General features: G+C 73.7%; 9 protein-coding genes. 1 reads left to right on the top strand and 8 read right to left on the bottom strand.

Annotation, left to right across the window (positions count from 1 at the left end; translation table 11 throughout):
- Positions 1–35: 35 nt before the first annotated feature.
- From IE182_RS06685 to IE182_RS06650, 8 genes are all read right to left on the bottom strand, one after another.
- Positions 36–1928, bottom strand: a complete 1893-nt coding sequence (locus IE182_RS06685; RefSeq protein ID WP_190108696.1) for a hypothetical protein — start codon at positions 1926–1928, stop codon at positions 36–38.
- A gap of 142 nt (positions 1929–2070) precedes the next feature.
- Positions 2071–3300: an MFS transporter gene (locus tag IE182_RS06680; protein WP_190108695.1), complete on the bottom strand. Its 1230-nt coding sequence runs from the start codon at positions 3298–3300 to the stop codon at positions 2071–2073.
- 48 nt (positions 3301–3348) lie between these two features.
- Complete coding sequence (locus IE182_RS06675) at positions 3349–4602, bottom strand: ATP-grasp domain-containing protein (RefSeq protein ID WP_190108694.1); 1254 nt, start codon at positions 4600–4602, stop codon at positions 3349–3351.
- A complete protein-coding gene (locus IE182_RS06670) occupies positions 4599–5777 on the bottom strand; it encodes a DegT/DnrJ/EryC1/StrS family aminotransferase (RefSeq protein ID WP_190108693.1) in 1179 nt (392 codons plus the stop codon). Before IE182_RS06670 ends, IE182_RS06675 begins: the two co-directional genes overlap by 4 nt.
- Entirely contained in the window at positions 5774–6940 is a 1167-nt protein-coding gene (gene blsG, locus IE182_RS06665; protein WP_190108692.1) for an arginine 2,3-aminomutase, read from the bottom strand. The genes IE182_RS06670 and blsG overlap by 4 nt, the downstream gene beginning before the upstream one ends.
- Positions 6941–7027: 87 nt before the next feature.
- The gene (gene blsF, locus IE182_RS06660; RefSeq protein ID WP_229844622.1) at positions 7028–8026 is read right to left on the bottom strand and encodes a CGA synthase-related protein; all 999 of its coding nucleotides are present in this window, start codon (positions 8024–8026) and stop codon (positions 7028–7030) included.
- Positions 8014–9006, bottom strand: a complete 993-nt coding sequence (gene blsE / locus IE182_RS06655; RefSeq protein ID WP_190108691.1) for a cytosylglucuronate decarboxylase — start codon at positions 9004–9006, stop codon at positions 8014–8016. The genes blsF and blsE overlap by 13 nt, the downstream gene beginning before the upstream one ends.
- 80 nt (positions 9007–9086) lie before the next feature.
- Positions 9087–10334, bottom strand: coding sequence for a hydroxymethylcytosylglucuronate/cytosylglucuronate synthase (locus tag IE182_RS06650; RefSeq protein ID WP_229844621.1), 1248 nt, complete (start codon positions 10332–10334; stop codon positions 9087–9089).
- A 447-nt stretch (positions 10335–10781) separates the two neighbouring features.
- Here IE182_RS06650 and IE182_RS06645 point away from each other — a divergent pair, with 447 nt between their 5' ends.
- On the top strand, positions 10782–12422 hold the full coding sequence (locus IE182_RS06645) for an ABC-F family ATP-binding cassette domain-containing protein (protein ID WP_190108689.1): 1641 nt from the start codon (positions 10782–10784) through the stop codon (positions 12420–12422).
- Positions 12423–12432 lie beyond the last annotated feature (10 nt).

The following is a 12432-nucleotide window of genomic DNA, read 5'->3' as shown; positions in this document are numbered from 1 at the left end:
CTTCGATCGGATGGATGGTGCCGGTGCTGCTGTCTTCACGTGCTGCGCGGGACGACTCCGAAGTGGCGCCGGGCGGTGGAGACGGCGAGGTCCTGCACGGCGAAGACCGTGAAGTAGTACGCCTGCGGCGCGGTCCCGGCCGCGAACCGCACCCGGAACGTCACGTCCCGGGGACGGTCGGCCGTGCCCCGGACCTTCACCGTGCGCGGCTCGACCACGGTGTCGTCGCGCAGGTAGGTCGGGACGAACAGGCCGAGCCGCACGGGACCGGGCCGGGACGCGGTGAGCTCGGCGCGCACCTCCAGCACGCCGCCCTGCTCCACCTCGTCGTCCGCGTGGGCCAGAAGGGCGGGCGCCCCGGGCACCCGGAACGTGACGTCACCGCAGCGCATGCAGACCGCGCACGTGGTGTCCAGGACGTACGGGAGCAGACCGCGCCGGGTGAACTCCTGTGCGGGCCGCCCGCAGTGACAGGTCACCTCGCGCACCCGTGGGTCGAGGGAGCTGCGGTCGCCGAAGTAGGCCGGATAGTTCATGATCTCGTTCTCGGGGTTCTCCGCGACCTGCTCGGTGACGGCGTGGTCGAGGGACTGCAGGTCCGCCGTGAGCGAAGCGAGGATCTCGTCGGGCGACTGGTCGGCGAGATGCGTGGGCCGGGCCGCCCAGAGGTCCACCTTGCGGGCGAGCTTCGTCAGCCGCGGGCGCAGCGCATGGTTGTGGGGCAGCAGCTCGGAGGCGAGCAGGGCGGTGAGCCGCCGGCCCACGGTGATCAGCAGCGGGTCGGGCCGGTGGTCGGCCGGCCGGGGCGCGGGAGGCGCTTGTCCCCCTTCGCCGTCCGGCATGCCGAAGCGCATGAACGCCGGGTACGGGTGCGACCCGGCCAGACTGGCGTTGAGGGTGTCGACGGAGTCCGCACCGGTGAGGGCGGCGCGCATCCACGCCACGTTCTCCGGCCGGTCGGAATCGTGGACGGACACGGCGGAGACGACCGTGCGGGCGGGGCCGTCGAGGGCGTTGAGCAGCAGCTGGTACTTGGGGTCGTAGAGCGCGAGGTCGGCGAGCGGGCCGCTGTTGCAGGCGCTGAGGACCACCTCCGCGGCCTCCACGCGGTGGAGGGGGACCAGCTTGTCCTCGGGCTTGTAGCACGGCAGCCCGTACGCGCAGCGGGGACCGAGGAGGCCCGGGACGGCGGGGACGGCGGGGTTGAGCCCGCAGATGGTGAACTCGCCGAGGTTGACGCTGTCGTCCTTGCCGTGGCCCTGGAAGACCACCCTGCGCCACCGGGTGCCGAGGATCTCGCCCTGGATGTCGGTCCGCTCGAAGTCACGGTCGTCGAAGACCCGCACGCCGGGCAGGTGGGGTGGGCGGTCGGTGTCGGTGAACAGGCCCAGCGCGTCCACCTCCTGCCTGGCGAAGGCGTACTGCTTGGCCACGTTCCAGGCCACCGAGGCGCCGTCGCGCCCGCTCAGCAGGGTCAGCGCGTGCCCGGCACCGCGGTAGGTGGCCAGCAGCAGCGCCCGTACGGGGGAGAGGTTGAGGCGGTCGTAGCGGCCGACGACGAGCAGCGTCCCGGGGTGGCGGTCGTGGAAGGAGGCCGCATCGTCGAGCTCCTTCTCGTCCACCCACCGGCGGGCGAACGGACCGGCCAGCTCTGCCACGCCCCCCGGCAGGTCCTCGGCCCCGAGCACGACACCCAGGTCCAGGGGCGCGGGCGTGCGGAGGCCGTCGTAGAGCCCGTTCGCCGCGGCCACGCCGGAGACGAGATCGGCACGGCCGTCGACCGGTACGGGAACGGGCGTCCGGCCGGGGGCCGCCAGGAATTCCGCAACGGCATCGGAGAACCGGTCGAGGGCGACCGGGCGGAACACTCCGGGCCCCGGTACGGCGGACGACCGCTGGTGCCGCTGGTCGCTGACGGCAGGGTTCATGGGGAGACACCTCGTGTTCGTGCGCTGACCCGGGGCCGGCCCGAGCGCGGGCCGGCGCGGGAGGGGGAGGGACGGGAAGGAGGGGAACGGGCAGGACCGGAGGGCCGGCAAGGCGGTGGGGCCCTGGCGGGCCGGCGGCCGCTCACGCCGCGTGCTCCGCCGCGACGACCGCACCGCGGCCCAGCAACTCCCGGCAGGCGAAGGCCAGAGCCGCTCCGGCCGCGGCCACCACCGCCGCCAGCGCGAACACTCCGCGCGGTCCGGCCGGATCCATCAGCAGCCCGCCCGCCTGCTGCCCCAGGGCGTCGCCCACCACGGTGGCCAGGGAGGCCCAGGTGAACGCCTCCGTCAGCAACCGGCTGTCGGCGACCCGGCTGACCAGGGTCATCTCACTGGCCGACACCAGGGCGATGGGCACACTGCCCACCGCCAGTGCCACACCCAGCGTCAGCTCGGACACGGCCAGCAGAGGCAGTGCCGTCCCCACGGCATAGGCCGACACCAGCCGCGGGAACCTCCGGTGCACCGCCACCTCCGACTGCGAGCGCCCCAGCCACAGGGCCCCCACCGCACTGCCGACGCCCCAGCAGGCGTATACGACACCCGTGCTGCCCGGCGATCCGTGGTCGTCGACGAACGCCGGAATGGCCAGCGTCATCAGCCCGATGGGCACCGCGCACACGGCCATCACTCCCGTGAGCGCCAGCATGGCCGGCTCCCGGAGAGGCCCCAGCAGGTGGTGCGGACCGTCGTCCGGCCGCGCGCCCTTCTCCCGGGGCTCCGAGGGAAGCCGGCTCATGGCGAGCCCCAGCGCTCCGACGCCGCCGATCGTCGCCACCGTCGCCAGGGCGAGCCCGGCGGACCCCGGGAGCATCAGGGCCGCCAGCATCAGCGGCGCACCGATCACGAGAACCTCGGTGAGCAGGGCCTCCCACAAGTAGGCGATCTCCCGCTCGTCGTCACGGAGCGGCAGCCGCGCCCACAGCGAGCGCATGCACGCGTTGGCGGGGGGCAGGGCCACGCCGGCGACGACGGCACCGACCGGCTGCGCCCAGTCGCCCGGCCGGGTGACCCCCACCAGCAGGCCCAGCGCCGACGGATAGACCAGCCCGGTCGCGACGAGCACCGGCCGCCGGCCCCTGCGGTCGACGTACCGTGCGACGAGGGGACTGCCGGCCGCCATGCCCAGGGTGTACAGCGCGGCCACCAGCCCGGCCTGTGCGTAACTGCCGCCCTGTTCCCGGACCACCAGCACCACGGCCAGCGACATGAGGTACACGGGCAGCCGGGAGACCACGCTCCAGCAGGCCGCCCCCACCACATGATGGCGCGTCAGCAGATTGATGAACCGGCGGGGCAACCCGTTCGTCACTGTCTCGGTCTCCGTTCGCTGGCGGTGCGGTCCGGCCGGGCACGGGGGTCACGGGTGCGCGGCGCCGGCCTCCCGGGGCCGCACGCTGGGCGCCACATCGATGGTGAAGGCGCCGAGGACCTCGCGCATGCGGTGCTCCACCTCGCCGATCGATGTGCCTGTCACATGGACGTACCCGGACGCGTTGTGCGAGGCGCGGCGTGCCGCGACCGCGTCACCGACGCCCACCTTGAGAACGGCGTCGACGACCCCGGGGATGCGCAACAGCTCCTCCCTGGGGGTGATGGCGCGGACGACGCCCGAGCCGGGCAGGGGGAGCAGCAGGTCGCCCGCGCAGCGGCGCTCACCGTACCGGAGGCGGGGGCGCCGGCCGAGGTAGACGTCGAGCGTGGCACCGAAGACGTCGAAGCCGTAGGCGTGCCCGTGGTTGGCGGTGATCTCGCAGCCCGCCAGCCGCACGCCGATCTCGCCCGCGTACACCGTGCCGTCGATCACGAAGAACTCCATGTGCACATAGCCGTGGTCCAGGCCCATGCCGGTGGCGATGCGCTGGAGCATGCCCCGCAGGTCCACGGGCGGGCCCTCGCCGGTGGCCACGCTGATGTTGGCGTTCATCGCACCGTCGACGATGTCCAGCGGACGGCACGGCATGGCGCTGGGCCAGGCGTCCAGCACCTCCCCGTCGTGGACGAGCGCGCACACCTCCCACTCGGTGCCGCCCAGGTACTCCTCGACCATCCACTCCCGCGTGCCGAAGACGGCCCGGTCCAGGCAGGTCGGCCCGGCCAGCCGGAAGGTGTCCACACAGGCGAAGGAGTCCACGGGCTTCAGGACCAGGGGCCAGCCGCACACCGCCGCGAACCGTTCGACGTCGGCCGCGTCCGTCACGCGCGCGTACCGGGCGGTGCGCAGCCCCACTTCCCGGAACTTGTCCTTCATGGCAGCCTTGTCCCGCACCCACGTCACCTGTCGTTCCGTCAGGTGCGGCAGGCCGGCCAGCGCCGCGAACCGCTGGGCGACGGCCTGCCGGGGCTCCGAGGGATTGCAGAAGCGGCCGGGCCGGGCGGGCAGTGCGGCCGCCCACTGCGTGTAGCGCCGGGCCTCCTCCTCCAGCGGCACGCCTTCGCGCACCCAGAACGCCGGCAGGTGCGCGGTCTCGCGCAGGTAGTCGTCCGGCAGGTCCCGGCGCACCTCGGCGAAGCGCAGCAGGACCAGCCGGCCGGCCAGGGCCCCGGCCGCGTAGCGGGTGAAGGTGCAGGGCCGGTCGTCGGCCATCAGCAGGACCGGGGCGCTCCCGTTCATACGGCCTCCAGGGTCTGGCGCAGGGTCTTGACGGCCAGGACCTGGTCCTGTTCGGAGAGCTCCGGCGACAAGGGCACGCACAGGGTGCGGCCGAGCAGGTCCCGGGTGCGGGCGAACCCGTCGCGGCTGAGCATCAGGGGCCGGTCGGGGGCGAGGCTCCAGGGGAAGCCGTCGGCGTAGAGGGAGCGCCGGCCGGTGATCACCGGGTGTTCCGGCAGGAGGTACTTGCCGAGGGTCCAGTTGGCGATGCCGCGCGCGGTGAGCGCGGCGACGGCCGCGTCGCGCAGTTCCCGGCTCTCCCAGCGGAAGCGCAGGCTGATCTTCACGTCCCCCGCGGCCCTCGGCAGGACCGTGAGGTCCGTGCGGTCCGGCAGGTCGTCCATGGCGATGGCGTACTGCCGCTCCAGGCCGGCGAGCAGCTCGTCGAGGTGGCGGAACTGCTGGAACTGGATGGCCGCCACGCCCTCGCTGGTGACGAAGTTCTCCCCGTAGTGGGCGTCCGCGTTCCACGTCGGGTAGCAGCCGGGCACCCGGGCGGACCCGTGGTCGTGGTAGCAGCGCATGGTCGCCCACGCGGCGGGGTCGCCGGTGACGAGCAGTCCGCCCTCGCCCGAGGTGAGCACCTTGTTGTGGTGGAAGCTGAACGTGCCGGCGTACCCGGCCGTCCCGGCGTGCCGGCCGTCGGGGAAGGAGGCGCCCAGGGCCTGGGCGCAGTCCTCGACGACGTACGGCACGCCTTCCGGCAGCCGGGCCACCGTCCCTTCCATGTGGGCGACGATCACCCGCTCGGTGCCGGGCGGCAGCAGCGCGGGGTCGAGGGAGAGGGAGTCGTCGACGTCGACGAGCACCGGGACCAGCCCGCTGGAGAGGACCGCCCCCGCCACCGCGACGAAGGTGACCGCCGGGATGTGCACGAGGTCGCCGGTGCGCGGCCGGGTGGAGATCAGCGCCAGCCGGAGGGCCTCGGTGCCGTTGTGCAGGGCCAGGACGTGCCGGGCGCCCAGGCGCTCGGCGACCCGGCGCTCCAGCCGGGAGGCGATGGACTCGCCCTCCGTCTGGTAGCGGAAGAGCACGGCGTGCTCGATCGCCTCGCGCAGCTCGTGCATGTCCGACCAGTCGAGGTAGTTGGCCCCGTAGGGCAGGAATCGCTGTCCCAGGCGCTTGTCGAGACTCATGGCGTATCAGGCTCCGTGATCGGGTACGCGGCGGCGTCGACGACCATCTCCTGGCCCCGGTAGTTGCGCAGCAGCAGGCCGTCGGGGTGGGGGGTGAAGTACGGCTGGGCGATGGGGATCTTGCCGATCATCGTGGTGAGGACGTACTGCGGCACCCCGAACCCGGTGATGTGGCCCTGCAGGCCCTCCATGATCTCCCAGCCCTTCTCCACGGAGGTCATGAAGTGCGAGACACCGGTGACGTTGTCGCAGTGGTAGAGGTAGTAGGGACGGACGCGGATGCGCAGCAGCTCCGTCATCAGCGTGCGCATCGTGGTGACGTCGTCGTTGATCCCGCGCAGCAGCACGGTCTGGTTGCCCACCGGGATGCCGTGGCGCAGCAGGCGGTCCACGGCGGCGGCGGACTCCGCGGTGATCTCCTTGGGATGGTTGAAGTGCGTGTTCAGCCACACCGGGTGGTGGCGCGCGAGCATCTCGCACAGGCCGTCGGTGATGCGCTGCGGCAGCAGCACGGGGAACCTGCTGCCGATGCGGATGATCTCCACGCTCGGGATCGCCCGCAGCCCGGAGACGATCTCCTCCAGCCGGGCGTCCTGGTACGACAGCGGGTCGCCGCCGGTGAGCAGCACGTCCCGGATCTCCGGGTGGTCGGCGATGTAGCGCAGGTCCTCGTCGAAGGACCCGCCCTCGTCGTCACGGAAGTAGGTGCCGGACACGTCGGTGGTGTGGAACTTGCGGGTGCAGTGCCGGCAGTAGACCGGGCACGCCTCGGTGATCAGCATGATCACCCGGTCCGGGTACTTGTGCACGACCCGGTTGGTCTTGCGGTAGTACATGTCCCCGACCGGGTCGACCTCGGAGCCGGGGAATTCCGTCAGCTCGCCCGGCGCGGGCACGGCCTGCAGCCGGACCGGGCAGGTGGGGTCGTCGGGGTCCATCAGGGACGCGTAGTACGGGGTGATGCTCCACCGGTACTTGCCGGCCGACCCGGCGACGGCCTTCTCCTCGTCGGGAGTGAGGCGGATCCAGCGCCGGGCCTTGCCGAGGGTGTTGATGCGTTTGCGCATGTGCCAGCGCCAGTCGTCCCACTCCGCCGCGGGGATGCGGGGCCGGAAGCCGGCGGGGTCTGCGGGCGCGTCGTGTTCGCCGGGTGTGCCGGACATGGCGGCTCCAGTGTCGACAGGCGATCGGTGACTCGAAGGAGGGGCGGCACCCCGGTCCACCGGTGGGTGGTCCTCGGGGCAGCGCGTTCACGGCGGGGCGAGCGAGAGCTGACGGACGCTGCGGGCGATGCGCTGGGCACCGCGGAGGTCGTCCGCGGCGGGTTCCGCCGCACGCCACAGCGCCTCGGGCGGGGGCGGCTCCGGCAGGGGGCCGCGGCCGTCGGCCACGGGCACCGGCACCACCCGGCTCACGCGCCCGGCCAGGGCTCTCTGTGCCTCGCCCAGTGGCGGCAGGAAACAGACGGGGGCGTGCCGCGCCCGGGCCAGCCCCACCGCCGCCAGCGTCGGGGAGGCCAGGAAGACCTCGCCGGCGGCGTGCAGCGCGTCGACGTCCACGTCGGCGGCACGGCTCAGCCGCGCCTCCCCGGGTGCGCCGAGGCCCCGGAGGGCGGAACGGACGGCGGCGAGCCCGGTGTCGCACACCACGTCGCAGTGTCCCGCCCGGTCCGTCGCCGCCCGGACCAGCGCCTGCAGCGGTCCGTCGGTGAACGCCCGCGCCTCGCCGCCGGGAACGCCCCACAGCGACAGGAGCAGCAGGGCGCCCGTACGGCTGCGGTCCCTGGCCGTGCGCGCGGGCGCGAGCGTCCCGGCGGCCCGGACGCCCGGCCCCGGCGGCCCGGGGGCCGGCAGCCAGCCGGGACGGTGCAGCCATCGCACCGCCCGGCCGGCCGCACCGGGCCTGCCGGGGTCCCGTTCGCCGGAGAAGAGGTGCACCACCGGTACGCCCAGGGCCAGCAGCCGCTCGGTGGCCGCCTCGTCGTCGCAGACCAGGGCTGCGTCCGGCGGAGCACCGGCGGACGCCTCGGTGGTGACGGCGAGTTCGCCGAGGTGCGCGGCGACGCGACGACGGGCGAGCAGGGAGTCCAGCTCGTCGTCCCGCGACACCAGCAGCACCCGCTGCCGTGCCGGGCCGGACCCCGGCGGCACCGCTGCGCGGCGGCCGGCGCCGTGGGTGCTCCGCCCGGCCCCCGGGCGGCTGCCGGAGGGCGGCGGGGCGTCCGCGCCGCCGGGGGTCAGTACCGCCACGGCGGCACCGTCCCGAGCCGGGCGATGTCGTCGCTGTATCCCGCGGCCGTCGTGGAGCAGCCCGAACACAGCTCGGGCCCGTGGGCGCGGAAGAAACCGGCGTGCGCCCGGAAGACGGGCGTGTCGAGCGCCACCGCGCCGTTCTCCCGCAACGGGGCACCGCCTGCCGGGCCGTGACCGGCCTCGCGGTGCGGCAGGCAGCTGCAGGCGTACATCCGCCCGAACCGCCCGTCGAGGTAGATGACGTCGTCCACGACGTGACACAGCGGCCGGGAGGCGCGCGGGGTCAGGGACTCGGTGAAGTACCGTTCCCGCTCCTCCTCGGTGTCCCCGTAGAACCGCTTGCCCAGGGGGACCAGGACGGTGTGCGGATCGGCGTCGTAGAGGGGGTCGCACACCTCCCGCACGTGGGAGGGGTCGGGGTAGGTGATGGTGCGGTCCAGCTTCAGGGCGGACAGCTCCCACTGCACCACGCCCGCTTCGGTGAGGACCTTCTGCAGCTGTGGCATCTCCGTGTAGTTGTGCGGCCCGACCACGGTGTTGACCCTCGGCAGCACGCCGAGCGCCGCGGCGGCGCGCAGCCCGGTCAGCCCGTTGTCGAACATGCCGGGGGAGCGGCGGTAGACGTCGTGGGTCGCTCCCGAGGCGCCGTCCAGGCTGACGATCACCTGGGCCAGGCCGGCTGCGGCGAGCCGTTCCGCCATCCTCGGCAGCATCATCCCGTTCGTGATGAGGGACATCCGCATGCCCGCCGCCGTGCCCCTGCGCACCAGCTCCACGACGTCCCGGTGCATCAGCGGCTCGCCCCCGGTGAAGCGCACGTACCGCACCCCGGCCGCAACGGCCTCGGGCAGCAGCTCGTCGAGGTCCTCGACGGAGAAGCGGTACGCGTCGCGGGAGAGCGCGAACTCGCACATGAAACAGTCGGCGTTGCAGGCTTCCAGGATCCTGATGAAGAGGTAGCGGTGACGCTCACGCATCGCGGCGGGGCCTTTCGGGTCGTTCACGGCAAGGGAAAAACGACCGACCGGGGCTGGCCCGGGGCGGACGGGTGCGGGCGTCAGGCGCCCGGGGCCGGCGTCCGCCCCACTATGGCCAGCAGCGCGTCGGCCACCTGGGCCGCGCCGCCGGTGCCGACGGCCGCGGTGAGAGCACCCCAGTCGGCGCCTCGCTCCGCCCGGCGCAGCGCGGCCAGGACGGCGGCGCGCAGGCCGGCCGTCCCGGGCGAGCCGTCCGCTCTCGCGGCCATGCGGCCGATGCCGCCGTAGATCAGCTCCAGGGCGTGGTCCTCGCCCTTCGCGCGCAGCCCGAGCGCCTCCTCCTCCCGGAAGACGCCCCCGGACCAGGCCACCCGTACGTCGGCGCCGACGGCCCGGCTGTGGGAGCGGCCGTTGAAGATCTGGCTGAGGTTCTGCGGCGGCAGGCAGACCGTGGGCACCCCCAGCCGGCCCGCCTCCAGCAGGGTGGTGAGTCCCGGAGAGGCGAGGAGGACGTCGCAGCGGGTCAGTTCGGACAGGAACCTGCTGTGGGGGAGCGGCCCCGCCGTGACCCGCAGCCCCGCAGGGGGACGCTCGACGAGGCCGGCGAGGAGGCCGGCCGGGAGGTTGCCGGCCAGGTGGGCCTCCTGCACGCCGTGGTCGGCCAGCGCGTCGAGGGCGGCGGGGACGACGACGCGTGGGTACGCCGTCCAGTCGGGGAGGCGGGGGGCGCCCAGGCCGCCCAGGCTGATCAGGGCCTTGCGCCAGGGCCGCGTGCCGGCCGTGCGGGGCGTCGTGGAGCAGGGGGCCGGGGAACCGGAGGGGACGCCGGCCGGGGGAGCGCCGATGACCGCCTCGACCCAGCGCAGCGACGCAACGGACGCCAGGATGCCCTCGCACTCGGGGGGAAGGCCGATGCACTGCTGGGCGCAGTAGACGGTCGCGTCCAGCGGCAGCGCCGCACGGTCCCCCTCGGTCCACAGGAAGGGCAGGCTGTCCACGAACACCGTCGGCACACCGGCCGCCTGCAGCGCCCTCGCGACCGCGCCGTCCAGGACGACCACGGCCGCCCGCACCCTGTGCGACCGCACGATCCGCCCGACGGCGGCACGCCGCTCGGCCGCAGCGTCCGGCAGGTCGTACCAGCGCTCGACGGAGTGCTCGGCCAGCAGGGGACGGCCGAGTCCGGAGGCGAGTCCGGTGAACCGCAGCGGCAGCCGTGCACGCTCGCGCAGCGCGGCGAGGACCGCGCTCAGCTTCCCCGAGCTGCCCCAGCCGAACTCCGCCCCCGCGAGGGCGACGGTGACGGGCTCGCGGCGGGGTACCGGCACCGGGAGAACGGCGGCCGGCCACAGGGCCGGCGGTCGTACGTCGGGAACACGGCGCATCGGTGCCTTTCCGGTTTCCTCGGGCGGGCGGCTGCCCGTCGGGCGAACGAAGGACGGACGCGCCGCGGAGAGCGGGAGCGGACGCGCTGCGAGCGAAAGGTGCCGGGGCCAACGTTCACGCATGCGTCCCCGCCGCACAAGGGCCCTATCGGCAGATTCCAGTCAGCAGAGGATGAGTCAGCTGACAGTAGATAAGTACGTTAAATCCTCTTTTAGTTGTCTCGGTGGCATGGGGCGCGAGGCCCGGGACGGCTCGTGTCGTATGAGGCGTCAGTGACGAGGGCGGGGGGCGCCGGGCCATGGCGTGCGCCGGGGGCGTGCATCCCGGCGAATGCCAACGGAGTGGCCTTAATGAGCCGGAGCCGGGCTTCCTGTGGCTAGGCTGCCCGCATGGGCTACCTAGAGGCCGGCGCCCTCGCCCACACCCTGGCCGACGGGCGCGAGCTGTTCCGTGACGTGTCCTTCCGCGTGCCGGGAGGCGAGACCGTCGCCCTGATCGGTGACAACGGCGCGGGCAAGACCACCCTCCTGCGCATGCTCTCGGGAGCACTGCCCGTCCCGCAGGGCACCGTGCGCCGCCAGGGGGCCGTTGCGGTCATGCCCCAGTTCATCGGCAGCGTCCGCGACGGCCGGACCGTGCGCGACCTGCTGCTGTCCGTGGCACCCCCGCCCCAGCAGGCGGCCGCGGCCGCCGTCGACGCGGCCGAACTCGCGCTCATGGAGAACGACGACGAGGCCGCCCAGCTGCGCTACGCCGAAGTCCTCACCTCCTGGGGGGAGGCCGGCGGCTACGAGTGCGAGGTGCTCTGGGACACCGTCACGGTCGCCGCCCTCGGCCTGCCCTTCTCCACCGCCCAGCACCGCGACGTCGCCACGCTCTCCGGCGGCGAGCAGAAGCGCCTCGTCCTGGAGGCGCTCCTGCGCGGCCCGGCCGAACTGCTCCTGCTGGACGAGCCGGACAACTACCTCGACGTCCCCGGCAAGCGCTGGCTGGAGGAACAGCTCCTGCGCACGCGCAAGGGCGTCCTGCTCGTCACCCATGACCGGGAGGTGCTGAGCCGCACGGCCACCCAGGTCGTCACCCTCGAAGGAGGTTCGGCCTGGACCCACGGAGGCGGCTTCGCGACCTGGCACACCGCCCGCGAGGCCCGCTGGGAACGGGTGGCGGAACTGCGGCGTCGCTGGAGCGAGAAGCACGACCAGCTCAAGGAACTCGTCCGCACCCTGCGGCAGCAGGCGTCGATCAGCGACGAGATGGCCTCCCGCTACCACGCCGCCCAGACCAGGCTGGCGAAGTACGAGGCGGCCGGCCCCCCACCGGCCCCGCCCCGGACCCAGCGCGTCGCCCCCGCCCTGCGCGGCGGCCGCACCGGCCTCAGGGCGATCACCTGCCGGAACCTCGAACTGACCGGCCTCATGCGCCCCTTCGACCTGGAGGTCTTCTTCGGCGACCGCGTCTGCGTCCTGGGCTCCAACGGCTCGGGCAAGAGTCACTTCCTGCGCCTGCTGGACGAGTCGGCCGACGACGCCCCGCCCACCGTCGGGCACTCCGGCGCATGCCGCCTGGGCGCCCGCGTACGTCCCGGGCTGTTCGCCCAGACCCACCGGCACCCGGAGTGGACGGGTCGCACCCCCGCCGACATCCTCGGCCGCGGCGACGGCGACCGGCAGGGGGTGGACCTGCAGGACGCCATGTCGGCCCTGAGCCGCTACGGGCTCGCCGGCGCCGGCCGGCAGCCCTTCGAGACCCTCTCCGGCGGGCAGCAGGCCAGGTTCCAGATCCTCCTCCTGGAACTGGCCGGCGCCACGCTCCTGCTCCTCGACGAGCCCACCGACAACCTGGACCTGATCTCGGCCGAGGCCCTGGAACAGGCCCTGAACGCCTTCACCGGCACGGTCGTCGCCGTCACCCACGACCGCTGGTTCGCCCGTGCCTTCAGCCGCTACCTGGTCTTCCGGGAGGACGGCCGGGTCGTGGAGACCGCCGAACCCGTCTGGGACGAGGGGCGCGTGGTGCGCGCCCGGGGGTGAGAGGACGGCT

Origin of the sequence: Streptomyces cinnamoneus (assembly GCF_014650495.1) — a bacterium.
Classification (GTDB): domain Bacteria; phylum Actinomycetota; class Actinomycetes; order Streptomycetales; family Streptomycetaceae; genus Streptomyces; species Streptomyces cinnamoneus.
The sequence above is the reverse complement of the archived record's forward strand: the minus strand, read 5'-3'. Positions and strand labels throughout refer to the sequence as shown.

Excerpts from the sequence above, each read along its gene's own strand:
- IE182_RS06685 (WP_190108696.1), bottom strand. The coding sequence starts at position 1,928 with ATGAACCCTGCCGTCAGCGACCAGCGGCACCAGCGGTCGTCCGCCGTA.
- IE182_RS06675 (WP_190108694.1), bottom strand. The coding sequence starts at position 4,602 with ATGAACGGGAGCGCCCCGGTCCTGCTGATGGCCGACGACCGGCCCTGC.
- IE182_RS06670 (WP_190108693.1), bottom strand. The coding sequence starts at position 5,777 with ATGAGTCTCGACAAGCGCCTGGGACAGCGATTCCTGCCCTACGGGGCC.
- blsG (WP_190108692.1), bottom strand. The coding sequence starts at position 6,940 with ATGTCCGGCACACCCGGCGAACACGACGCGCCCGCAGACCCCGCCGGC.
- blsE (WP_190108691.1), bottom strand. The coding sequence starts at position 9,006 with ATGCGTGAGCGTCACCGCTACCTCTTCATCAGGATCCTGGAAGCCTGC.
- IE182_RS06645 (WP_190108689.1), top strand. The coding sequence starts at position 10,782 with ATGGGCTACCTAGAGGCCGGCGCCCTCGCCCACACCCTGGCCGACGGG.